The organism is Nocardioidaceae bacterium (genome assembly GCA_018672315.1).
GTDB lineage: Bacteria > Actinomycetota > Actinomycetes > Propionibacteriales > Nocardioidaceae > TYQ2.
This window is the reverse complement of record CP076053.1, coordinates 1,116,174-1,140,375: the sequence shown is the minus strand read 5'-3', so window position 1 is coordinate 1,140,375 and position 24,202 is coordinate 1,116,174. Positions and strand designations below refer to the sequence as shown.

Below are 24,202 nucleotides of genomic sequence, written 5' to 3'. Positions count from 1 at the left end.
GGTTTCTCTTGGCCGCGTCGCGTCTCAACGCCCAGAACACCACCCGACTCTCCTTCGCGAAGATCAGCGAGCCCCTCGAGGTCCCGCAGCTCCTCGACCTGCAGACGACCAGCTTCGACTGGTTGATCGGCAACGAGGCCTGGGACGAGCAGGTCCAGCAGCGCGTCGACGCGGGTGAGGACGTCAGCCCCAAGTCCGGTCTACAGGAGATCTTCGAGGAGATCTCCCCGATCGAGGACTTCAACGGCACCATGTCGCTGTCGTTCAACGACCCGACGTTCCTCGAGTCGAAGTACTCCGTGGAGGAGTGCAAGGAGAAGGACTTCACCTACTCCGCGCCGCTGTACGTCTCCGCCGAGTTCACCAACAACGAGACCGGCGAGATCAAGGGCCAGACGGTCTTCATGGGCGACTTCCCCCTGATGACCAACAAGGGCACGTTCGTCATCAACGGCACCGAGCGCGTGGTCGTCTCGCAGCTCGTCCGTTCCCCGGGCGTCTACTTCGAGCGCAGCGTCGACAAGACCTCCGACAAGGACATCTTCACCGCGAAGGTCATCCCGAGCCGCGGTGCGTGGCTCGAGCTCGAGGTCGACAAGCGCGACCTGGTGGGCGTACGCCTCGACCGCAAGCGCAAGCAGAACGTCACCGTGCTGCTGAAGGCGCTCGGCTGGACCAACGAGCAGATCCTCGAGGAGCTCGGCCAGTACGACTCGATCCGCGCCACCCTGGAGAAGGACAACACCCAGGGCCAGGACGACGCCCTCCTCGACATCTACCGCAAGCTGCGTCCCGGCGAACCGCCGACGCGCGAGGCGGCGCAGACGCTGCTCGACAACTACTACTTCAACCCCAAGCGCTACGACCTCGCGAAGGTCGGCCGCTACAAGATCAACAAGAAGCTGGGCACCGCCCAGGCGTTCGACCAGCAGACGCTGACCGTCGACGACATCGTCGCCACGATCAAGTACATCGTCGCCCTGCACGCCGGCGAGACCGGCCTGGAGATGCCGGGCGGAGCGATGGAGGTCGCGGCCGACGACATCGACCACTTCGGCAACCGTCGCATGCGTACGGTCGGCGAGCTCATCCAGAACCAGCTCCGCACCGGCCTGGCCCGCATGGAGCGCGTGGTGCGCGAGCGCATGACGACCCAGGACGTCGAGGCGATCACGCCCCAGTCGCTGATCAACATCCGCCCGGTGGTCGCGGCGCTGAAGGAGTTCTTCGGCACCAGCCAGCTGAGCCAGTTCATGGACCAGACCAACCCCATCGCCGGGCTGACGCACAAGCGTCGCCTCTCCGCGCTGGGCCCGGGTGGTCTCTCCCGTGACCGCGCCGGCTTCGAGGTGCGCGACGTGCACACCTCGCACTACGGCCGCATGTGCCCGATCGAGACGCCCGAGGGCCCCAACATCGGCCTGATCGGCTCGCTCGCGACGTACGGGCGCATCAACCCCTTCGGCTTCGTCGAGACCCCCTACCGCAAGGTGGAGGAGGGTCGGGTCACCGACAAGATCGACCACCTCACCGCCGACGAGGAGGACCGGTTCGTCATCGCTCAGGCCAACGCGCGCCTGACCGAGGAGAACACCTTCGCCGACGAGCGCGTGCTGGTCCGCACCCGCGGCGGCGAGACGACCGACATCCCGCAGGGCGAGGTCGACTACATGGACGTCTCCCCGCGCCAGATGGTGTCGGTCGCGACGGCCCTGATCCCGTTCCTCGAGCACGACGACGCCAACCGCGCGCTCATGGGCGCCAACATGCAGCGTCAGGCCGTGCCGCTCATCCGCAGCGACGCGCCGCTGGTCGGCACGGGCATGGAGTACCGCGCCGCCGTCGACGCCGGTGACGTCGTGACCGCCGAGGCCGCCGGTGTCGTCCAGTCCGTCACGGCCGAGGCCGTGGAGGTCATGGGCGACGACGGCACGTACCAGACGTACAAGATGTCGAAGTTCGTGCGGTCCAACCAGGGCACCTGCATCAACCAGCGCCCGCTCGTCTCCGAGGGCGACCGTCTCGAGGTCGGCTCGCCGATCGCGGACGGTCCCTGCACCGACGAGGGCGAGATGGCGCTCGGCACGAACCTCCTCGTGGCCTTCATGCCGTGGCACGGCCACAACTACGAGGACGCGATCATCCTGTCCCAGCGCCTCGTGCAGGAGGACGTGCTCACCTCGATCCACATCGAGGAGCACGAGGTCGACGCCCGCGACACCAAGCTCGGCCCCGAGGAGATCACCCGCGACATCCCCAACGTCGGCGAGGAGACCCTGGCCGACCTCGACGAGCGCGGCATCATCCGCATCGGCGCCGAGGTCACCACGGGCGACATCCTGGTCGGCAAGGTGACGCCGAAGGGTGAGACCGAGCTGACGCCGGAGGAGCGCCTCCTCCGCGCGATCTTCGGTGAGAAGGCGCGCGAGGTGCGCGACACCTCGATGAAGGTCCCGCACGGCGAGTCCGGCACCGTCATCGGCGTCCGTGTCTTCGACCGCGAGGACGGCGACGAGCTGCCCCCGGGCGTCAACCAGCTGGTGCGCGTCTACGTCGCGCAGAAGCGCAAGATCTCGGTCGGCGACAAGCTCGCCGGGCGCCACGGCAACAAGGGCGTCATCTCCAAGATCCTGCCGGTCGAGGACATGCCGTTCCTCGAGGACGGCACGCCGGTCGACGTCGTGCTCAACCCGCTCGGCGTCCCCGGTCGCATGAACATCGGCCAGATCCTCGAGATCCACCTCGGCTGGCTGGCGAAGACCGGCTGGGAGGTCGAGGGCGACGACGAGGACTGGAAGCAGCGCCTCATCTCGATCGCCGCGAACTCCTCCGAGCCGGACTCCAACGTCGCGACCCCGGTCTTCGACGGTGCGCGCGAGGACGAGATCACCGGTCTGCTGGCCTCGACCCTGCCCAACCGTGACGGCAACCGCATGGTCAAGGGCAACGGCAAGGCGATGCTGATGGACGGTCGCTCCGGCGAGCCGTTCCCCGACCCGGTGTCGGTGGGCTACATGTACATCCTGAAGCTCCACCACCTCATCGACGACAAGATCCACGCGCGGTCCACGGGCCCGTACTCGATGATCACCCAGCAGCCGCTCGGCGGTAAGGCCCAGTTCGGTGGCCAGCGCTTCGGTGAGATGGAGGTCTGGGCGATGGAGGCGTACGGCGCCGCGTACGCCCTGCAGGAGCTGCTGACCATCAAGTCCGACGACGTGCCGGGCCGCGTGAAGGTCTACGAGGCCGTGGTGAAGGGCGAGAACATCCCCGACTCGGGCATCCCTGAGTCGTTCAAGGTGCTCGTCAAGGAGATGCAGTCGCTCTGCCTCAACGTCGAGGTGCTGTCCACCGACGGCACCGCGATCGAGATGCGCGACGCGGAGGAGGACGTCTTCCGTGCCGCCGAGGAGCTCGGCATCGACCTGTCGCGCCGCGAGCCCAGCAGCGTCGAAGAGGTGTGAGGTCCGCGGCCGGCGGCCCAGGGCGTCGCCGGCCCGGCACCACCCCGCGGGGGACCACCCCCACCCTCACTTTTCACACAGCAGGACCTAACGAAGGGTTGCAGCCACCGTGCTCGACGTGAACTTCTTCGATCAGCTCAAGATCGGCCTGGCCACGGCCGACGACATCCGTACGTGGTCCAAGGGCGAGGTCAAGAAGCCCGAGACCATCAACTACCGCACGCTCAAGCCCGAGCGTGACGGCCTCTTCTGCGAGAAGATCTTCGGTCCCACCCGGGACTGGGAGTGCTACTGCGGCAAGTACAAGCGCGTGCGCTTCAAGGGCATCATCTGCGAGCGCTGCGGCGTCGAGGTGACCCGTTCCAAGGTGCGCCGCGAGCGCATGGGCCACATCGAGCTCGCCGCACCGGTGACCCACATCTGGTACTTCAAGGGTGTCCCGAGCCGGCTCGGCTACCTGCTCGACCTGGCCCCGAAGGACCTCGAGAAGGTCATCTACTTCGCGGCGTACATGATCACGCACGTCGACGAGGACGCCCGTCACCGCGACCTGGCCTCGCTCGAGGGCAAGGTCGGCATGGAGCGCGAGCGGCTCGAGAAGCGTCGCGACAACGCCCTGAACACCCGCCAGGAGAAGCTCGAGGCCGACCTGGCCGAGCTCGAGGCCGAGGGCGCCAAGTCCGACGCCAAGCGCAAGGTCAAGGACGCCGCCGAGCGTGAGCTCAAGCAGATCCGTGACCGCGGGCAGCGCGAGATCGACCGTCTCGACGAGGTGTGGAACCGCTTCAAGAACCTCAAGGTCCAGGACCTCGAGGGCGACGAGATGCTCTACCGCGAGATGACCGCGTGGTTCGGCAAGTACTTCGAGGGCCACATGGGCGCCGCGGCGATCCAGAAGCGCCTGGAGACCTTCGATATCGAGGCCGAGGTGGAGTCGCTGCGCGACACCATCGCCAACGGCAAGGGCCAGAAGAAGGTCCGCGCGCTCAAGCGCCTCAAGGTCGTCGACGCCTTCCGCAAGACCGGCAACAGCCCGCGCGGCATGGTGCTCGACGCCGTCCCCGTCATCCCCCCGGACCTGCGTCCCATGGTGCAGCTGGACGGTGGCCGCTTCGCGACCTCCGACCTCAACGACCTGTACCGCCGCGTCATCAACCGCAACAACCGCCTCAAGCGGCTGCTCGACCTCGGTGCGCCCGAGATCATCGTCAACAACGAGAAGCGGATGCTCCAGGAGGCCGTCGACTCGCTGTTCGACAACGGCCGCCGCGGTCGTCCCGTCACCGGGCCGGGCAACCGGCCGCTGAAGTCGCTGTCCGACATGCTCAAGGGCAAGCAGGGTCGTTTCCGCCAGAACCTGCTCGGCAAGCGCGTCGACTACTCGGGCCGTTCGGTCATCGTGGTCGGTCCGCAGCTGAAGCTGCACCAGTGCGGTCTGCCCAAGCAGATGGCGCTCGAGCTGTTCAAGCCGTTCGTCATGAAGCGGCTCGTGGACCTCTCCCACGCGCAGAACATCAAGTCCGCCAAGCGCATGGTCGAGCGTGCCCGCCCCGTGGTGTGGGACGTACTCGAAGAGGTCATCGCGGAGCACCCGGTGCTGCTCAACCGCGCACCCACGCTCCACCGCCTCGGCATCCAGGCCTTCGAGCCGCAGCTGATCGAGGGCAAGGCCATCCAGATCCACCCGCTCGTCTGCTCGGCGTTCAACGCCGACTTCGACGGCGACCAGATGGCGGTGCACCTGCCGCTGTCCGCGGAGGCCCAGGCCGAGGCGCGCATCCTGATGCTGTCGACGAACAACATCCTGAAGCCGTCCGACGGCCGTCCGGTCACGATGCCGACGCAGGACATGATCATCGGCATCTACTTCCTCACCCTCGACCGCGACGGGCAGCCCGGTGAGGGCCGCTCCTTCGGGTCGACGGCCGAGGCGATCATGGCCTTCGACCGCGGCGAGATCTCGCTTCAGTCCAAGGTCTCCATCCGCCTCGACCAGGTGGTGCCGCGCGCCGACATGGCCACGCCCGAGGGCTGGGAGGTCGGTCGGCCGCTGATCGTGCAGACCACGCTGGGTCGCGCCCTGTTCAACGAGGCCCTGCCGGCGGACTACCCGTTCGTCGACTTCGAGGTCGGCAAGAAGCAGCTGGGCGTCATCGTCAACGACCTCGCGGAGCGGTACGGCAAGGTCGAGGTCGCCGCGTCTCTGGACGCCCTGAAGGACACCGGCTTCGGCTGGGCCACCCGCTCCGGCGTCACGGTCTCGATCGAGGACGTCACCACACCGGAGAACAAGTACGAGGTGCTCGCCTCGTTCGAGACCCGGGCGGCGAAGGTCCAGCAGCAGTACGAGCGAGGCCTCATCACCGACGACGAGCGTCGTCAGGACCTCATCGAGATCTGGACCCAGGCCTCCAACGACGTCGCCGCCGCGATGGCAGCGAACCTGGACAAGGACAACCCGATCGCCATGATGGTGACCTCGGGCGCCCGAGGGAACATGATGCAGGTGCGGCAGATCGCGGCCATGCGTGGCCTCGTGGCCAACCCGAAGGGCGACATCATCCCGCGTCCCATCAAGGCGAACTTCCGCGAGGGCCTCTCGGTCCTGGAGTACTTCATCGCCACCCACGGTGCGCGCAAGGGTCTCGCCGACACCGCCCTGCGTACGGCCGACTCGGGCTACCTGACGCGTCGACTCGTCGACGTGTCCCAGGACGTCATCATCCGTGAGGACGACTGCGGCACCGAGCGTGGTCTGCCCAAGCGCATCGGCGTCAAGGGTGAGGACGGCGTCGTCCGCAAGGACGACAACGCCGAGACCGCGGCGTACGCCCGCACCGCCGCCGGCGAGATCACCCACCCCGAGTCCGGCGAGACCCTCGCCGCCCCGGGGGAGGACCTCGGCGACGTGAAGATCGACGAGCTCGTCGCCGCCGGCATCGAGACCGTCAAGGTGCGCTCCGTGCTGACCTGCGACGCCAAGACCGGCACGTGCGCCAAGTGCTACGGCCGCTCGCTGGCCACCGGCAAGCTCGTCGACATCGGCGAGGCCGTCGGCATCATCGCGGCCCAGTCGATCGGTGAGCCCGGCACGCAGCTCACGATGCGTACGTTCCACACCGGCGGTGTGGCCTCCGCGGACGACATCACGCAGGGTCTGCCCCGTGTGGTCGAGCTCTTCGAGGCCCGCCAGCCCAAGGGACGCTCGCCGATCTCCGAGTCCGCCGGTCGGGTGGAGATCGAGGACGGCGACAAGGCACGCAAGATCATCGTCACCCCCGACGACGGATCGGAGCCGCAGGAGTTCCCCGTCAGCAAGCGCTCGCGCCTGCTGGTCGAGGACGGTGGACGGGTCGAGGTCGGCCAGCAGCTCACCCAGGGCACCCCGGACCCGCAGGACGTGCTCCGCGTCCTCGGTGTCCGACGGGCCCAGGAGCACCTGGTCTCCGAGGTCCAGCAGGTCTACCGCAGCCAGGGCGTGGCGATCCACGACAAGCACATCGAGATCATCGTGCGGCAGATGCTTCGTCGCGTGACGGTCATCGAGTCCGGCGACACCAAGCTGCTCCCCTCGGACCTCGTGGACCGCGTCGTCTACGAGACCGAGAACCGCCGCGTGGTCTCCGAGGGCGGCACCCCCGCCTCGGGTCGCCCCGTGCTGATGGGCATCACCAAGGCCTCCCTGGCCACGGACTCCTGGCTCTCGGCCGCCTCCTTCCAGGAGACGACCCGCGTGCTCACCGACGCGGCGATCCACGCCAAGTCGGACTCCCTGATGGGTCTGAAGGAGAACGTGATCATCGGAAAGCTCATCCCGGCCGGAACCGGCCTGGAGCGCTACCGCAACGTCAAGGTCGAGCCGACCGAGGAGGCCCGCAGCAACGCCTACGCGGTCACCGGGTACGACTACGACTACGACTTCAGCGGGTCCGGGTCCGTGGCGATGGACGACTTCGACTTCGGGTCGTTCCAGAACTGAGGCTGTGCTGATGGTCGGGACTCCGTCCCGACTGTCCGGGGGCTCTGATCCCTCGCCTTCCTCCGTGCGCGCGTGAGCCCGCCGGGGCGACCTCCAGGTCGCCCCGGCGGGCTCACGTGCTCCTACGTCCAGGCGAGGGCGCCCCCGGACCCCGTGGTCGCGGCGCCGGGCGCGCGGCTGGACCGGGGCCCCTCGAGGAGCGTCAAGCGGCTTGGCCGCGGCGCGGCCCGTCGGTCGTGACCCCTGCTGTCGCTGTGGCCGCGACGCGCCGCCGCAGCGACGGAGGGGCTCCGGGGAGGACGGGTGTCCGGGGGCGCGGCCCCCTCCGTGCGGGCCTCGCGGGCAGTGACCGCGCGTGACCGTCCATCGGCCAGAATGGGGGCGTGAGCGCTGCTGAGGTCCCTGCGAAGACCGACGTCCTCGTCGTCGGGGCCGGTCCTGCCGGGTCGGCTGCAGCTGCGTGGGCCGCGCGAGCGGGCCTCGACGTGGTGCTCGCCGACGCCGCGACCTTCCCGCGCGACAAGACCTGCGGTGACGGCCTGACCCCGCGGGCGGTGCACGAGCTGCGCCGCCTCGGCCTGGGGGACTGGCTCGCCGAGCACCCCGTCAACCAGGGGCTCCGCGCCCACGGGTTCGGGCAGGTGCTCCACCTCCCCTGGCCCGGGGGCACACTCCCCGAGACCGGCTCCGCCGTGCCCCGCACCGAGCTCGACGACCGCATCCGGGAGGTCGCCGTGGCCGACGGCGCCACGATGGTCGAGCAGGCCCGCGCCGTCGACGCCCGGACCGAGGGCGGACGCGTACGCGCCGTCGTCTTCGAGCGCCGCACCGGCCGGGGCCGCGACCGCACCACCGAGACGTTCGAGATCGCCTGCGACCGGCTCGTCGTCGCCGACGGGGTCCGGTCGCCGCTGGGCAAGGCCCTGGGCCGGGAATGGCACCGCGACACCGTCTACGGCGTGGCCGGGCGCTGCTACGTCGACACCGACACGCACGCCGACGACCCGTGGATCTCCTCCCACCTCGAGCTGCGCGACGTCGACGGCGAGATCCTGTCCGGCTACGGCTGGATCTTCCCGCTCGGCAAGGGACAGGTGAACCTCGGCGTCGGGACGCTCGCGACGGCCAGACGCCCCGCCGACATCGCGCTGCGCCCCCTCATGCAGCACTACCTCGACGAGCGCCGGGCGGGCTTCGGCCTGGTCGGGGACATGCGCGCCCCCACCTCGGCCCTGCTGCCGATGGGAGGCGCGGTCTCCGGTGTCGCCGGCCCGAACTGGGCGCTCGTCGGCGACGCCGCCGGCTGCGTCAACCCGCTGAACGGCGAGGGCATCGACTACGGGCTGGAGACCGGCCGCCTCGTCGCGGACCTGCTCGTCGAAGGCATCGAGCTGCAGCGTGTCTGGCCCGAGACCCTGCGCCGCGAGTACGGCGAGGCGTTCTCCGTCGCCCGCCGCCTCGCCGGGCTCACGACGGTGCCCGGGTTGCTCCCGACCCTCGGCCCTGCCGGCATGCGCTCGACCTGGCTGATGACGCTCGCGCTGCGGTGGATGGGCAACCTCGTCACCGAGCACGACAAGGACCGGGCCGCTCGCGTGTGGCGTTGGGCGGGCCGGCGTTCCGTCGCCCTGGACACCCGCCCGCCCTTCAGCTGAGCCGGCACGGACCGTGCCCGCCTCCGAGCTGACCTACCGCGCCGCCAACCGCCTCGGTCTGGCCGGCCTCGCCGCTTTCGGCGTCCGCGTCCGGTTGCACGGCACCGAGCACGTGCCCACGACCGGACCCGCCGTGCTGGCCGGCAACCACGTCTCCTACCTCGACTTCCTGCTGGTGGAGTACGCCGCCCGGACCCGAGGTCGCTTCGTGCGGTTCCTGTGCCGCGGCGACATCTGGGACGTCCACCCGGCGCTCGCACGTGCCATGGACGCCATGGGACACGTGCCGGTGCACCGCGAGGTCGGGGCGTACGCGCTGCTCCGTGCCCGCGACGCCCTGGAGGCGGGGGAGGTCGTGGGGGCCTTCCCCGAGGCCGGGCTGAGCCCGAGCCTCACGGTGCGTGACCTGATGCCGGGCCCGGCGGCGCTGGCGGTGACCACGGGAGCCCCGCTGCTCCCGGTGGTCGTGTGGGGCACCCAGCGCCTCGCCACCGTCGACCACGTCGCGGCGCGTCGCGGCCGGCTGGTCGACGTGCTCGTCGGAGCCCCGCTGACACCCTCCGAGCACGAGACCGTGGACGCCCTCACGGGCCGTCTCGGCACGCGTCTGCAGGGGATGCTCGACGACGTGCAGCGGCGCCCCGAGCACGCGCCGGGCGACGGGACGTACGCGTGGTGGCATCCCCGCCACCTGGGCGGACACGCGTACGACACGCGGGCGGGGAGGCGACGCAATCCAGCCCCGGCGAGCGCTCGCGAACCCGTCTGGCGACCGCGCGGCTCCTAGAGTGGGACGCATGGACGCCGTACCGCACCCGCCGCCGCGTCCGCCCGAGCCCGGCCCACGACCCGACCGCGGCACCGGTCAGGCACCGCCCGCGGCCGCCGCGCACGAGTCCTCCGAGGGCGGTCGTCGTCGGCGGCAGCGCCTGGCGGCGTACGCCGTGATCTGCCGTCCCGGGGCCATCCTGCTGGTGCGGCTCGCGAAGCGCGTCAGCCCCCAGCCGCGCTGGACGCTGCCCGGTGGCGGTGTGGAGTTCGGCGAGCACCCCCGCGAGACCGTGGCCCGCGAGATGGTCGAGGAGACCGGCCTGTCGGCGGTCGTGGGTGAGACGGCGCGCGTGTACACGGGGTCGGGCACGGTGCTCGACGGGTTGGTCGACCAGCACAGCGTGCGGCTCGTGTACGACGCCTGGGTGCCGCTCGACGCCCCGACGCCCCGCACGGTCGAGGTCGACGGGTCCACGGTCGAGGCCCGCTGGGTCCCGTGGGACGACATCGACTCCGGCGCGGTGACGTTGGTGGCGTGGGTGCGTGAGGCGGTCGCGGAGCACCGGCCCGTGCGCAAGCAGCGGCTCTCGGCGTACGCGCTGGCGACCCGTGAGCACGCGGGGGCGACGCAGGTGCTGCTGGCCCGCATCGGTGAGTCGATCCGCCATGGCGGCGGTCTGTGGACGCTGCCCGGGGGCGGCATCGAGCACGGGGAGAATCCCGTGGACGCCGTACGCCGCGAGGTCGCCGAGGAGTGCGGTGTCGGCGTCGAGGTCGGGGAGCTCCGTGAGGTGCGCGACCACCACGTGACCGGCACGGCCCCCGACGGCAGGTTCGAGGACTTTCACGGCGTCCAGCTCGTCTTCGCCGCCCGCGTGTCGCCCGGCGCGGACCTGCGTCCCGGCAGCGAGGACGAGGTCGTGGAGGCGGCGTGGGTGGACGTCGCACGGCTCCGTCGTGGCGAGCTGCCCACCACCGAGCTCGTCACCGCCGTCGTCAAGGACTGAGCGACGGGGCTGCCGACCGCTGCCGACCGCTGCCGACCGCTGCCGACCGCGGCCGAACTAGGCTGCCCACATGGCTGAGTCGGTCTTCACCTATGGCGCTCCCTCCCTCAAGTTCGGGCCCGGTGCCTCGGACGAGGTCGGACACGACCTCGGCGAGCTCGGCGTCTCGCGCGCGCTGCTGGTCACCGACGCCGGGGTCGCGGCGACCGGGCACCCCGAGCGCATCGCGGACCAGATCCGTGCGGCCGGCGTCGAGGTCGCCGTCTTCGACCGCGTCCAGGTCGAGCCGACCGACGTGAGCCTCGAGGCGGCGATCTCCTGGGCCCGCGAGCACGGTCCCTTCGACGGCTTCGTCGCCGTGGGTGGTGGGTCGTGCATCGACACGGCCAAGGCCGTCAACCTGCTGCTGACCAACCCGGGTGAGCTGATCGACTACGTCAACGCCCCCGTGGGCGGCGGCCGGAACCCCGTCAACGTGCTGCACCCCCTCGTCGCGGTGCCGACGACGACCGGGACCGGCTCAGAGTCGACCACCATCTGCGTGCTCGACGTGCTCGAGCAGCACGTGAAGTCCGGCATCAGCCACGCCCGGCTGCGGCCGGTGCTCGCGGTCGTGGACCCTGACCTGACCATGACGCAGCCGGCGGGCGTGACCGCAGCTGCAGGCATGGACATCCTCTGCCACGCGCTGGAGTCGTGGACCGCCCGGCCCTACACGAGCTACGAGCGCAAGCGGCCCGAGCAGCGTGTGCCCTACTGCGGCTCCAACCCCGTGGCGGACCTGTGGTCCGAGCGTGCGATGACGCTGCTGGCCGGCTCCTTCCGCACCGCCGTCGCCCACGGCGAGGACGCGCAGGCCCGCGAGCAGATGGCGCTGGCCGCCACGTTCGCGGGGCTCGGGTTCGGCAACGCCGGCGTCCACATCCCCCACGCCAACGCCTACCCCGTCGCGGGCCAGGTGCGTGACTTCCGACCGGCGGGCTACGACGCCGACCACGCGATGGTGCCCCACGGCATGGCGGTCTCCCTGACCGCACCCGAGGCATTCCGGTTCACCTTCGACTCCGACCCGCAACGGCACCTGCAGGCCGCCGAGCTGCTGGCGCCCGGCCACGACCACGGCCGCGACGCCGACACCCTCCCGAGGGTGCTCGCCGACCTGATGCGCGACATCGGCATCCCCAACGGTCTCGGCGAGGTGGGGTACGCCGAGGGTGACGTCGACGCGCTCGTCGAGGGGACCCTCAAGCAGCAGCGCCTGCTCGCGACGGCGCCGCGCGAGGTCACCGCCGAGGACGCGGCGGCCATTCTGACGGCCTCGCTGGAGATCTGGTGACGAGCACCGTCGAGCAGACACCCCCCGGGGCGGCTCGGGCCGACGTCGTCGCCGCCCTGCGACGTCACGGCGTCCGCGAGGTCGACGACTCCACGCTGCGGCGCGGCCTCATGTCGACCGACGCGAGCCTCTACCGCGTCGTGCCCCAGGTGGTGGTGAGCCCCCGCGACGCCGAGGAGGTCGCGGCCACGCTCGCGGCAGCACGCGAGACCGGCACCCCGCTGACGATGCGTGGCGCCGGCACGTCCATCGCGGGCAACGCCATGGGCCCGGGGATCGTGCTCGACACGCGCAGCCACCTGACCCAGGTGCTCGAGCTCGACCCCGAGGCGGGCCACGCACGCGTGCAGCCCGGCCTGGTCCACGCCGACCTGCAGCGTGCGGCGGGCCCGCACGGGTGGCGCTTCGGCCCCGACCCCTCGACGCACACCCGCTGCACCATCGGCGGCATGATCGGCAACAACGCCTGCGGGTCGCGGGCGCTCGGCTACGGGCGTACGAGCGACAACATCGTCTCCGCCCGGCTGCTGCTGGCTGACGGGACGGTGGTCGACACCTCCCGCGACCTCGCCTCGCAGGGGGCGCAGGCCGAGGCCCTCGCCGAGCGCCTCGGCGCCTTCGTCGGTGACCGGCTCGGCGAGATCCGGCCCCGCTTCGGCCAGTTCGGTCGTCAGGTCTCGGGGTACGCGCTCGAGCAGCTGCTGCCGGAGAACGGTCGCCGCCTCGACCGCTTCATCGCCGGGTCCGAGGGCACGTTGGCGGTCGTGCTCGACGCGACGATGTCACTCGTGCGCGAGCCGGTGGCGCGGGCGGTCGCGGTCCTCGGGTACGCCGACATGGCCGACGCCGCCGACGCCGTGCCCGCGCTCCTCCAGCACGACCTGGTGGCCTGCGAAGGCCTCGGACAGGGCATCGTCGACGTGGTCCGGTCTCGGCCCGGGGCGTCGGTGCCCGAGCTGCCGCCCGGCGGAGGATGGCTGATCGCCGAGGTGGTCGGCGACTCCCGCGAGGCCGCGCACGCCGCGGCCCAGGCCGTGGCCGCCACCGCCGGCGTGCCCCACCGCGTCGTCTCCGACGTCGCCGAGCAGGCGGCGCTGTGGCGGATCCGCGAGGACGGGGCCGGGCTGGCCGCACGGTCGCTCGACCGCCCGTGCCACGCCGGCTGGGAGGACGCGGCGGTGCCGCCGGCGCGGCTGGGCACCTACCTGCGCGAGTTCGACACGCTGCTCGACGCCCACGGCCTGGGCGGGGTGCCCTACGGCCACTTCGGCGAGGGCTGCGTGCACGTACGCATCGACTTCCCGCTGGCCGAGGACGGCGGGCGTGGCGACTACCGACGCTTCGTGGAGGAGGCCGCCGACCTCGTCGCCTCCCACGGCGGGAGCCTCTCCGGCGAGCACGGCGACGGTCGCGCCCGTTCGGAGCTGCTGCCCCGCATGTACGACGAGACCGCCATGGCCATGTTCCGTGGCGTCAAGCACCTGATGGACCCCGACGCCCTGCTCAACCCCGGCGTGCTCGTCGACCCCGATCCGCTCGACGCCGCGATCAGGGTGGGCGGCCACCGGGCCGCACTGCCGCGGACCCGCCTGCGGCTGGTCGAGGACGGTGGATCCATCGACCGGGCCGCGCACCGCTGCACCGGCGTCGGCAAGTGCGTCGCGGTCACCCAGGGCACCGGGGTCATGTGTCCCTCCTACGACGCCACGCGCAACGAGCGGGACTCCACGCGTGGCCGAGCCCGGGTGCTGCAGGAGATGCTCGACGGTCGTCTCGTCGACGGCGGGTGGGACTCCCCGGAGGTCCACGAGGCGCTCGACCTGTGCCTGTCGTGCAAGGGCTGCGCCAGCGACTGCCCGACCGGTGTGGACATGGCGGCGTACAAGGCCGAGGCGTTGCACCAGCGCTTCAAGGGACGACGCCGGCCCCGCAGCCACTACGTGCTCGGGCGGCTCCCGCTGTGGGCGCGGCTGACGGCCCCGGTCGCACCGCTTGCCAACGCCTCGCTGAAGGTGCCGGCCCTGGCCCGGGCCGCGCGGACGGTCGCCGGCGTGGACCAGCGGCGCTCGCTGCCGCGCTTCGCGACCTGGACGCTGCGACGGATGGCTCCGCGTCTGCCCACGGACGCCCGCCCCGACGTGTGGGTGTGGGCCGACTCCTTCACCGACCACTTCTCACCCGACGGGGGCGTCGCCGCGGTGCGGTTGCTGGAGTCGGTCGGTCTGACGGTCGGGGTCATCCCCGAGCGCGCCTGCTGCGGGTTGACGTGGATCTCCACGGGCCAGCTCGACGCGGCCGCCCGCATCGTCGGCGACGCGGTCGCCACGCTGCACCCGTACGTCGCCTCCGGCGTGCCCGTGCTCGGACTCGAGCCCTCGTGCCTGGCGACGCTGCGGACCGAGGCCGAGCAGCTGGTCGACGACCCGCGCGTCGCCGAGGTGGCCGCCGGGGTCAAGACCCTCGCGGAGCTGCTCGCCGACGTGCCCGCCTGGACCCCGCCCGACCTCACGGGCACCACCGTGGTGGTGCAGCCGCACTGCCACCACCACAGCGTGCTGGGGTGGAAGGCGGACGAGGCCCTGCTCCGGAGCACCGGGGCCGAGGTCGTCAGGGTCGGCGGGTGCTGCGGCCTGGCGGGCAACTTCGGGGTCGAGGAGGGCCACTACGAGGTGTCGGTCGCGGTGGCCGAGCAGCAGCTGCTGCCCGCCGTACGCCAGGCTCCGCCCGGTGCGGTGGTGCTCGCCGACGGCTTCTCCTGCCGCACCCAGCTCGACGACCTCGCCGACGTCCGGGCCCTGCACCTCGCCGAGCTCCTGGCGGCCGCACGGTGAGGCGGCGACGCCGTTTTGACCCTGTCGTACGCCCCCGGTAGTCTCGGACTTCGTGCCTGGGGTGACCCAGGCTCTCTGCGTGCCCAGAAGGGCCACGCGGTGCGACACCGCCACGGAGCCGCCCGCGTCATCCCGCGCCACCCGGCGCTCCGAGCACGCTCCTCCGCGCGTCGTCCGGCGCGCTGACCCGAGAGACGAAGGGGAACCACGCGGTGCCCACCATCCAGCAGCTGGTCCGCAAGGGCCGGCAGGACAAGGTGTCCAAGAACAAGACGCCGGCGCTGAAGGGTTCTCCCCAGCGTCGCGGCGTGTGCACGCGGGTGTACACGACCACTCCGAAGAAGCCGAACTCCGCCCTGCGCAAGGTCGCGCGCGTGCGCCTGTCCAGCGGCGTCGAGGTCACCGCCTACATCCCCGGTGTCGGCCACAACCTGCAGGAGCACTCGATCGTGCTGGTGCGCGGCGGTCGTGTGAAGGACCTGCCCGGCGTGCGCTACAAGATCATCCGCGGCTCGCTCGACACCCAGGGTGTCAAGAACCGCAAGCAGGCTCGCAGCCGTTACGGCGCGAAGAAGGAGAAGAGCTGACATGCCTCGCAAGGGTCCCGCCCCCAAGCGCCCGGTCGACGTCGACCCGGTCTACGGCTCGCAGGTCGTCTCGCAGCTGGTGAGCAAGGTGCTCATGGACGGCAAGAAGCAGGTCGCCCAGCGCATCGTCTACACCGCCCTCGAGGGCTGCCGCGAGAAGACCGGCACCGACCCGGTCGTCACGCTCAAGCGCGCGCTCGACAACGTCAAGCCGGCCATCGAGGTCAAGTCCCGCCGCGTCGGCGGCGCGACCTACCAGGTGCCGATCGAGGTCAAGGCCGGTCGCTCCACCACGCTGGCGCTGCGCTGGCTCGTCGGCTACGCCCAGGACCGTCGCGAGAAGACGATGTCCGAGCGGCTGATGAACGAGATCCTCGACGCCTCCAACGGCCTCGGTGCCGCGGTGAAGAAGCGCGAGGACACGCACAAGATGGCCGAGTCCAACCGCGCCTTCGCCCACTACCGCTGGTGACGCCGTGCGGTGCGTCCGCTCCCTGAGCGGGCGCACTGCCGGGCGCCGCCGCCCACTTCTTCCACACCACCGACCCACACCAGACTTCGAGGGGACACCCGACAGTGGCAGTCGACATCACCACGGACCTCACCAAGGTCCGCAACATCGGCATCATGGCGCACATCGATGCCGGCAAGACCACCACCACCGAGCGGATCCTGTTCTACACCGGCATCTCCTACAAGATCGGTGAGGTCCACGACGGCGCTGCCACGATGGACTGGATGGAGCAGGAGCAGGAGCGTGGCATCACGATCACGTCCGCTGCGACCACGTGCTGGTGGAAGGACCGCCAGATCAACATCATCGACACGCCCGGGCACGTCGACTTCACGGTCGAGGTGGAGCGCTCGCTCCGCGTGCTCGACGGTGCCGTCGCCGTCTTCGACGGCGTGGCCGGCGTCGAGCCGCAGTCGATGACCGTGTGGCGTCAGGCCAACAAGTACCGCGTGCCGCGCATGTGCTTCATCAACAAGCTCGACCGCACCGGTGCGAACTTCTTCTACTGCGTCGACACGATCGTGGAGCGGCTCAAGGCCACCCCGCTGGTCATGCAGCTGCCGATCGGTGCCGAGTCCGACTTCCTCGGAGTGGTCGACCTCGTCGGCATGCGCGCCCTCACCTGGCGCGGGGAGACCGCGCTGGGCGAGGACTACGACGTCGAGGAGATCCCGGCCGAGCTCGCCGAGCAGGCCGCGGAGTACCGCGAGAAGTTCCTCGAGACGCTGGCCGAGGCCGACGACGACATCATGGAGAAGTACCTCGAGGGCGAGGACCTCTCCGTGGAGGAGATCGAGGCGGCCGTCCGCCGCGCGACCCTGGCCGACAAGCTCGTCCCGGTCTTCTGCGGCACCGCGTTCAAGAACAAGGGCGTGCAGCCCCTGCTCGACGCGGTCATCAAGTACCTGCCCTCGCCGCTGGACGTCGACTCGATCGTGGGCCACGACCCCCGCGACGAGGAGAAGGAGGTGCTCCGTCGCCCGAGCGAGGAGGAGCCCTTCGCAGCACTCGCGTTCAAGATCGCCGCGGACCCGCACCTGGGCAAGCTGACCTTCATCCGCGTCTACTCGGGCCGCCTCGAGGCGGGCTCGACCGTGCTCAACCCGGTCTCGGGCAAGCGCGAGCGGATCGGCAAGATCTACCAGATGCACGCCAACAAGCGTGAGGAGATCGCCTCGGTGGGCGCCGGCCAGATCGTGGCCGTGATGGGCCTCAAGGACACCACCACGGGTCAGACCCTGTGCGACGAGAAGAACGGCGTCGTGCTGGAGTCCATGACCTTCCCGGCCCCGGTGATCTCGGTCGCCATCGAGCCGAAGACCAAGTCCGACCAGGAGAAGCTCGGCATGGCGATCCAGCGTCTCGCCGAGGAGGACCCCACCTTCCAGGTCAAGACGGACGAGGAGACCGGCCAGACCGTCATCTCCGGCATGGGCGAGCTGCACCTCGACATCCTGGTCGACCGCATGAAGCGCGAGTTCCGCGTGGAGGCGACCGTCGGCAAGCCGCAGGTCGCCTACCGCGAGACGATCAAGCGCAAGGTCGAGAACCACTCCTACACGCACAAGAAGCAGACCGGTGGCTCCGGCCAGTTCGCGAAGGTCATCATCTCCGTCGAGCCCAGCATCGACGAGGAGACCGGCACCGGTGCGGGCTACGAGTTCGTCAACAACGTCACCGGCGGCCGTGTGCCGAAGGAGTACATCCCCTCGGTCGACCAGGGCGCGCAGGAGGGCATGCAGTTCGGCACGCTCGCCGGCTACCCCATGGTCGACGTGAAGGTCTCGCTCGAGGACGGCGCCTACCACGACGTCGACTCCTCCGAGCTGGCCTTCAAGATCGCCGGCAACCAGGCCTTCAAGGAGGCCTGCCGCATGGCCAAGCCCGTGCTGCTCGAGCCGATGTTCGCCGTGGAGGTGACGACGCCGGAGAACTACCTCGGTGACGTCATCGGTGACATCAACTCCCGCCGCGGCCAGGTCGGCGCGATGTTCGAGCGTGGTGGCGAGCGCGTCGTCGAGGCGCTCGTGCCGCTGTCGGAGATGTTCGGCTACGTCGGGGACCTGCGGTCGAAGACCTCGGGTCAGGCGTCGTACGCGATGGAGTTCGACTCCTACGCCGAGGTGCCCTCGAACGTCGCCGAGGAGATCGTCGCCAAGGTGCGCGGCGAGTGACCCGCCGGCGGGCCCCAGCACCCTGACGGTCCGCCCCCCGCGCTCGCCTGCGAGCATGAGCACACCCCAGATCACCCAGAGTCAGAGACAACAACCAGGAGGAGCCAGCAATGGCTAAGGCGAAGTTCGAGCGGACAAAGCCGCACATGAACATCGGCACCGTCGGTCACATCGACCACGGCAAGACCACGCTCACCGCGGCGATCACGCAGGTCCTGCACAAGCAGTTCCCGGACCTGAACCAGGCTTCCGCCTTCGACATGATCGACAAGGCCCCCGAGGAGCGTCAGCGCGGCATCACGATCTCGATCGCGCACGTCGAGTACCAGACGGAGAACCGTCACTACGCCCACGTCGACTGCCCCGGTCACGCGGACTACATCAAGAACATGATCACCGGCGCGGCCCAGATGGACGGCGCGATCCTCGTGGTCGCCGCCACCGACGGCCCGATGCCGCAGACCCGTGAGCACGTGCTGCTCGCCCGCCAGGTCGGCGTGCCGGCCCTGGTCGTGGCGCTCAACAAGTGCGACATGGTCGACGACGAGGAGCTCATCGAGCTCGTCGAGATGGAGGTGCGCGAGCTCCTCTCCGAGTACGACTTCCCGGGCGACGACGTCCCGGTCGTACGCGTGGCCGCCTTCCCGGCGCTGAACGGCGACGAGAAGTGGTCCGAGTCGATCATGGAGCTCATGAACGCGGTCGACGAGTACCTCCCGCAGCCGGAGCGCGAGACCGACAAGCCGTTCCTGATGCCCGTCGAGGACGTCTTCACCATCACCGGTCGCGGCACGGTCATCACCGGCCGCATCGAGCGCGGCATCGTGAAGGTCAACGAGGAGGTCGAGATCGTCGGCATCCGTCCGGGCTCGCAGAAGTCCACGGTCACCGGCATCGAGATGTTCCGCAAGCTGCTCGACACCGGCGAGGCGGGCGAGAACGTCGGCCTGCTGCTCCGCGGCACCAAGCGCGAGGACGTCGAGCGCGGCATGGTCGTCATCAAGCCGGGCACCAACACCCCGCACACGAACTTCGAGGCCAGCGTCTACATCCTCTCCAAGGAGGAGGGCGGCCGTCACACGCCGTTCTTCGACAACTACCGCCCGCAGTTCTACTTCCGCACCACGGACGTGACCGGCGTGGTGACCCTTCCCGAGGGCACCGAGATGGTCATGCCCGGTGACACCACCGACATGAGCGTCGAGCTGATCCAGCCGATCGCCATGGAGGACGGTCTGCGGTTCGCGATCCGCGAGGGCGGTCGCACCGTCGGCGCCGGCCGCGTCACCAAGGTCACCCAGTGATCTGAGGCCCTGAGCCTCCGACCGCCTCGGCGGTCCCCAGCAGAGCCGACAGGCCCCGTCCCTCGCCAGGGGGACGGGGCCTGTCGTGTCGTCGGAACCGATCAGGAGAGTCCGTGACCAAGCCGCACGCCGGGCGTACGACCTCGGCCAGACCGCACACCCGTCTGACCGAGGACGGTCGTCGGGTGCGGGAGGTGCTCTCCTACTCCCGTCGTGGGGCCCGGCTCACCGAGAAGCAGCACCGAGCCTGGAGCCGTCGGGCCGATGAGTGGGTGGTGCCGACGGAGTCCGTCGAGGACGGACGCGTGAGCTGGTCCGACGTCTTCGGCCGAAAGGCGCCGCTGGTCGTCGAGGTCGGGTCCGGTGTCGGGGAGACCGCAGCGGCGTACGCGGCGGCACACCCCGAGCACGACGTGCTCGCCCTCGAGGTCTGGCAGCCCGGCATGGCCGAGCTGCTGCACCGAGCGGACGAGGCCGGGGCCCACAACGTCCGGGTGCTCGGCCTGGACGCGGTGTGGGCGCTGGACCATCTCTTCGAGCCCGGGTCCGTGCACGAGCTGTGGACCTTCTTCCCCGACCCGTGGCCCAAGGCGCGGCACCACAAGCGCCGGATCGTCACCCCCGCCTTCACCGGGAGGGTGGCCACGGTGCTGCGACCGGGCGGCACGTGGCGGCTGGCGACGGACTGGCCGCCCTATGCCGAGTGGATGACCGAGGTCATCGGCGAGGAGCCCCGGCTCCGCGGTGGGGTCGTGGAGCGCTGGACCGAGCGGCCCGCCACGAAGTTCGAGCGTCGCGGTCGGGCGGCGGAGCGACCCGTCGTCGACCTGGCCTACGTCGTGGAAGACTCCCGCGCATGACCGAGGAGCCTCGCTGGGTCGGCTACGGCGACCCACCGACCCACCCCCGGGCCGGCACCGTGCTGGTGCTGGGGCTGCTCGGGGTCGTGCTGTGCGGCGTGCTGGCGCCGTTCGCGTGGGTGACGGGCAACCGTACGCTCCGCGAGATCGACGCCCAGCCCGGCCGGTGGGGCGGGCGCGACCAGGTGCAGGTCGGCCGGGTGCTCGGCATCGTCGGCAGCGTGTTGCTGGGCGCGGCGGTGCTGTTCCTCCTGGTGCTGCTCGCGCTCTTCCTCGCGGGAGCGATCGCGGTCTTCGGTGTCGCCGGCCTCTGAGCAGGGTCCTGACTCGGGTCCCGACCAGGGCGCCGTCGCCGTCAGCGGCAGGGGAGGGCGACCGGTGGGCTCCGACGCTGGTCGACGACGTCTCCACGGCTGACCGTCATCACCGCCGAGACGGGCTCGACGTCGCCGGCGCGGCAATCGGTGGCGATCTCGACGACGACCGCCACGACGAGTCCGCGGCCGGCCGGCACCTCCCGCCCGACGGCCAGCAGCGTGTCCTGGGTGTCCTCGTCCGCGGCGTCCTCCACCGCCTCGACCGGTGGCAGCGACAGGGTGTCCCCGTCGACGGCGCCCCCGAGCAGACGACGCCCCGTGCCCCCGCCGTCGGGGCCGAGGGCCGGCAGCACGAGGCGATCCAGGCGTACGGACCCGCGGGGCGCCGACACCCGCCAGGCGACGTTGCACCACCGGCCGAGGCAGGAGACCACGGCGGCGGGACCGCCGAACGCCGTCGCCTCCGTGCGATCCACCTCGACCGCGGCGACGGCCCGGCTCTCACGGACGGCGCCGACCCCACCGACCACCAGCGTCACGAGCACGATTAGGGCACAGAGTCCCACCGCGTACGCCGCGACGCGCGGAGACCTCCACTCGGTGCGGGTCACGAGGACGCCAGGCGCTGCCGCTGTGCCTGCTGCCGGGCGAGCCGCTCGCCGTCGCGTCGGCGACGCTCGGCGGACACGGCGGCCAGGAAGTCCGGGGCGGTCGTTCCCGCCGGCGGCGCGGGACTGACCAGTGGCCTGACCTGCTCGGCGAGCTCGGCGGCCAGCAGGTCGCGCTGACCGGGGGCGAGGCTGCCGTCGCGCTGCAGCAGACCCCGGATCGCGAGGGCCGTGCCGTCGGGCAGCGGCGCGAGGTCGGCGGCAGAGGCCCACGCGGCGAGGTGCGGCGGCATCGCCGGCGGCGGCGACAGTCGCAACCGGAACCGGTCGCGGACGACGTAGGTACCGGCCGCGACGTCGCCGACCCGCTTGCCGCGGGGGTGGAGGAGTGCGGTGAGCAGGGCGGGCACACCGGAGAGGACCCAGATCTCGGCGACGCCCACGAGGTGCCGGGTGAAGACGTGGTGGAAGGAGACGGGCCCCCCGTCGTCGCGCACCGTGCGCAGTCCCAGCGCGGCCTTGCCGGCGGAACGACCGCGGGTCGCGGTCTCGACGGTGACCGGGAGGACGAGGAACGCCAGCACCAGGCTCAGCACGCCGCCGACCCCGGCCAGCGCATCCGTCGGGGCGGTGAAGGCCGTCATCGTCAGGCCTCCCGCGAGCAGGACCACGGCCAGGAGCACGTCGATGAGACCGGACAGCAGCCGGGTCGCGACCGAGGCGGCCGCGAGGTCCAGGGTGACGGCGTCCCCGGTCACCGTCGTCTCGGCCGCTGCGCCTGCGTAGATGTCCGACACCCGGCCAGGGTAGGCGGGGGTTCCGTCACCGGTGCCGGGCACGGTCAAGGTTGACCGGAAACGCCCCGCCCGTCCCGACTCGTTCCTACCCTTGAGCCGTGACGGACGTCTTCGGTGCGCCCGGGGTCCACTGGACGCCGGTGTCGTGGCAGCTGCGGGTGATGCGGCGTCTCGGCGTGCTCTGGGCCGTCGACCTCGCCCTGGTCGCGTGGGCCGTCGCGGTGAGCCTGCTCCCCGCCCTCGAGCCGTGGCGGGTCGAGGTCGCCGCGACGGTGCTCGTGCTCGGCGTCCTGGCCTGGTGGCTCGTCGGTCGCGGTGCCCGTGCCTGGGCGTACGCCGAGGAGGAGGACGACCTCTACATCAAGCGGGGCACCCTGGTGCGTCACGTGATCGCGGTGCCGTACGGACGGATGCAGTTCGTCGAGGTGACCGCCGGTCCCCTGCAGCAGGCCTTCCGCCTCGCCACGGTGCGGCTGAACACCGCCTCGCCGCGGTCGCGCGGTCGGATCGTGGGTGTCACGCCGCGTGAGGCGGCCCGTCTGCGCGACCGGCTCACCGAGCTCGGCCAGACCCGCAGCTCGGGTCTGTGACCGGCGGCCCCGATGCGCTCGGACCGGATCCCGTGGGAGACCCCCCACCGTCGCCTCTCGCCCGGCACCCCGCTGGCGCGCGGGTTGATCTTCGTGCTCTTCGGCCTGGGCCTGGCGCAGGACGAGCTGCTGCGCGGCGAGGTCGGCCTGGTCGCAGGTCTGGTGCTGGGACTGATCGCCGCGGGGCTGGCTTACGGGGCCGTGGGCTGGTGGCTGACGAAGTGGTGGCTGACGCCGTACGAGCTGCGCATCGATGCGGGTGTCCTGCGTCGCACCTCCCGCCGCATCCGGATCGACCGCATCCAGGAGATCGACCTGGTCAAGCCCCTGGGGGCGCGCCTGCTCGGCCTGTCCGAGGTCAGGCTGGACGTGGCGGGCTCCCAGGACAGCGACTCGCTCGCGTTCCTCGGCGGCGCCGACGCCGCGGAGCTCAAGGAGGCTCTGCTCGCCCGCCGGGAGCTGGCGCCGACAGGCACCCCGACCCATCAGGGCGTCGAGGTCACGCCCGGGGCCGTCGTGCCGCACCCGCACGGGTCGGACGGACCGCGCCCGGCTGAGGTCGAGCTGGCCCGGGTCCCGCTCACCCGCCAGATCGCCGTGCAGGCCGCCTCCCACGCCGCGATCGGACTGCTCGTGCTCACGCCGGTGTGGGCCTGGGCCGCGGGCGGGCCCGACGGTCGTCGACTGCTCGCCGCGGTGACCGTGCCCCTCATCGGTGCCCTCGCGCTGGTCGTGATGCGCGACCTCTCCGAGAACTGGGGCTTCGTGCTGACCGAGGACCACCTGGGGCTGCACGTGCGCCGCGGCCTCGTCAACGTCTCCCACCAGACCATCGCCACCCACCGTCTGCAGGGGTTGAAGATTACCGAGCCGCTGCTGTGGCGTGCCGCGGGATGGGCGCGGCTCGACGTCGCCACGGCCGGGGCGCTCGGCGTCGGCGCCGCCGGGCCGGACGCCTCCACCGTGCTGTCGGTGGGCGGCCGCGACGAGGTGTACGCGCTCGCCTCCCGCCTGCTCGCGCGCGACGTCGAGGCGATCTCGATGTCTGCGCCTCCCGTCCGCGCCCACCTGCTGAGCCCGCTGGTCGCGCGGACGTTCGGCTTCTCCGTGGACGAGGCCCTGGTCGCGTCCCGTGCCGGGTGGTGGGTCAGGCGCACCCAGGTCGTGCCGCACGGCCGCGTCCAGTCCGTCCGCATGACGCAGGGCCCACTGCAGCGCCGGCTCGCCCTCGCCACCGTGCGCGTGGACTCCCCGGAGGGGCCCGTCCGCGTCACCGCGCGCCACCGTCCCGTCGCCCAGGCGAGGACCCTGTTGGACGCGGAGGTGGCGGCCTCGCGCACGGCCAGGCTCGACGCACTGCCGCGCGGGTGACCAGACCCACCCTCCCGACGGCTTCGCCGGGGCCCGG

17 protein-coding genes are annotated in these 24,202 nt (G+C 71.2%); 15 read left to right on the top strand and 2 right to left on the bottom strand.

The genetic code is table 11. The features are described 5' to 3' along the window. Window positions 1–8 precede the first annotated feature (8 nt). The 13 genes from rpoB (at window position 9) to KLP28_05245 (ending at window position 20,796) form a co-directional block, all read left to right on the top strand. Entirely contained in the window at window positions 9–3,464 is a 3,456-nt protein-coding gene (gene rpoB / locus KLP28_05305) for a DNA-directed RNA polymerase subunit beta (GenBank protein ID QWC86133.1), read from the top strand. A gap of 109 nt (window positions 3,465–3,573) precedes the next feature. Next, the gene (locus tag KLP28_05300) at window positions 3,574–7,443 is read left to right on the top strand and encodes a DNA-directed RNA polymerase subunit beta' (protein QWC86132.1); all 3,870 of its coding nucleotides are present in this window, start codon (window positions 3,574–3,576) and stop codon (window positions 7,441–7,443) included. A 383-nt stretch (window positions 7,444–7,826) separates the two neighbouring features. Beyond that, the gene (locus KLP28_05295; protein QWC86131.1) at window positions 7,827–9,098 is read left to right on the top strand and encodes a geranylgeranyl reductase family protein; all 1,272 of its coding nucleotides are present in this window, start codon (window positions 7,827–7,829) and stop codon (window positions 9,096–9,098) included. A gap of 13 nt (window positions 9,099–9,111) precedes the next feature. Continuing rightward, window positions 9,112–9,885, top strand: a complete 774-nt coding sequence (locus KLP28_05290; GenBank protein ID QWC86130.1) for a 1-acyl-sn-glycerol-3-phosphate acyltransferase — start codon at window positions 9,112–9,114, stop codon at window positions 9,883–9,885. A gap of 10 nt (window positions 9,886–9,895) precedes the next feature. Further along, window positions 9,896–10,876, top strand: a complete 981-nt coding sequence (locus tag KLP28_05285; GenBank protein ID QWC86129.1) for an NUDIX domain-containing protein — start codon at window positions 9,896–9,898, stop codon at window positions 10,874–10,876. Between the two features lie 70 nt (window positions 10,877–10,946). After that, window positions 10,947–12,212, top strand: a complete 1,266-nt coding sequence (locus KLP28_05280) for an iron-containing alcohol dehydrogenase (GenBank protein ID QWC86128.1) — start codon at window positions 10,947–10,949, stop codon at window positions 12,210–12,212. A 110-nt stretch (window positions 12,213–12,322) separates the two neighbouring features. Then, window positions 12,323–15,043, top strand: coding sequence for an FAD-binding oxidoreductase (locus KLP28_05275; GenBank protein ID QWC86819.1), 2,721 nt, complete (start codon window positions 12,323–12,325; stop codon window positions 15,041–15,043). A 212-nt stretch (window positions 15,044–15,255) separates the two neighbouring features. Beyond that, a complete protein-coding gene (gene rpsL / locus KLP28_05270; GenBank protein ID QWC86127.1) occupies window positions 15,256–15,630 on the top strand; it encodes a 30S ribosomal protein S12 in 375 nt (124 codons plus the stop codon). A 1-nt stretch (window position 15,631) separates the two neighbouring features. Further along, window positions 15,632–16,102, top strand: coding sequence for a 30S ribosomal protein S7 (rpsG, locus tag KLP28_05265; protein ID QWC86126.1), 471 nt, complete (start codon window positions 15,632–15,634; stop codon window positions 16,100–16,102). A 116-nt stretch (window positions 16,103–16,218) separates the two neighbouring features. Beyond that, window positions 16,219–18,318 carry an elongation factor G gene (fusA, locus tag KLP28_05260; protein QWC86818.1) on the top strand — a complete coding sequence of 700 codons (2,100 nt, stop codon included), beginning with the start codon at window positions 16,219–16,221 and terminating at the stop codon, window positions 18,316–18,318. Window positions 18,319–18,428: 110 nt separating this feature from the next. After that, on the top strand, window positions 18,429–19,622 hold the full coding sequence (gene tuf, locus KLP28_05255) for an elongation factor Tu (GenBank protein QWC86125.1): 1,194 nt from the start codon (window positions 18,429–18,431) through the stop codon (window positions 19,620–19,622). 113 nt (window positions 19,623–19,735) lie between these two features. Next, window positions 19,736–20,482 carry a tRNA (guanosine(46)-N7)-methyltransferase TrmB gene (gene trmB, locus KLP28_05250; GenBank protein ID QWC86124.1) on the top strand — a complete coding sequence of 249 codons (747 nt, stop codon included), beginning with the start codon at window positions 19,736–19,738 and terminating at the stop codon, window positions 20,480–20,482. Beyond that, window positions 20,479–20,796 carry a hypothetical protein gene (locus tag KLP28_05245; protein ID QWC86123.1) on the top strand — a complete coding sequence of 106 codons (318 nt, stop codon included), beginning with the start codon at window positions 20,479–20,481 and terminating at the stop codon, window positions 20,794–20,796. Before trmB ends, KLP28_05245 begins: the two co-directional genes overlap by 4 nt. Window positions 20,797–20,837: 41 nt before the next feature. Here KLP28_05245 and KLP28_05240 read toward each other — a convergent pair whose 3' ends face one another. Then, window positions 20,838–21,410: a hypothetical protein gene (locus KLP28_05240; GenBank protein QWC86122.1), complete on the bottom strand. Its 573-nt coding sequence runs from the start codon at window positions 21,408–21,410 to the stop codon at window positions 20,838–20,840. Next, window positions 21,407–22,204 carry an RDD family protein gene (locus KLP28_05235; protein QWC86121.1) on the bottom strand — a complete coding sequence of 266 codons (798 nt, stop codon included), beginning with the start codon at window positions 22,202–22,204 and terminating at the stop codon, window positions 21,407–21,409. Before KLP28_05235 ends, KLP28_05240 begins: the two co-directional genes overlap by 4 nt. Before the next feature lie 98 nt (window positions 22,205–22,302). On the opposite strand from KLP28_05235, the gene KLP28_05230 reads away from it, so the two are divergent. Continuing rightward, complete coding sequence (locus KLP28_05230) at window positions 22,303–22,794, top strand: PH domain-containing protein (GenBank protein ID QWC86120.1); 492 nt, start codon at window positions 22,303–22,305, stop codon at window positions 22,792–22,794. A gap of 12 nt (window positions 22,795–22,806) precedes the next feature. Beyond that, complete coding sequence (locus KLP28_05225) at window positions 22,807–24,165, top strand: PH domain-containing protein (protein QWC86119.1); 1,359 nt, start codon at window positions 22,807–22,809, stop codon at window positions 24,163–24,165. The last annotated feature ends 37 nt before the right edge of the window (window positions 24,166–24,202 follow it).

Coding starts and splice junctions, on each gene's coding strand:
- KLP28_05285 (QWC86129.1), top strand. CDS start 9,896: ATGGACGCCGTACCGCACCCGCCGCCGCGTCCGCCCGAGCCCGGCCCA.
- KLP28_05280 (QWC86128.1), top strand. CDS start 10,947: ATGGCTGAGTCGGTCTTCACCTATGGCGCTCCCTCCCTCAAGTTCGGG.
- KLP28_05275 (QWC86819.1), top strand. CDS start 12,323: ATGTCGACCGACGCGAGCCTCTACCGCGTCGTGCCCCAGGTGGTGGTG.
- rpsG (QWC86126.1), top strand. CDS start 15,632: ATGCCTCGCAAGGGTCCCGCCCCCAAGCGCCCGGTCGACGTCGACCCG.
- tuf (QWC86125.1), top strand. CDS start 18,429: ATGGCTAAGGCGAAGTTCGAGCGGACAAAGCCGCACATGAACATCGGC.
- KLP28_05245 (QWC86123.1), top strand. CDS start 20,479: ATGACCGAGGAGCCTCGCTGGGTCGGCTACGGCGACCCACCGACCCAC.
- KLP28_05225 (QWC86119.1), top strand. CDS start 22,807: ATGCGCTCGGACCGGATCCCGTGGGAGACCCCCCACCGTCGCCTCTCG.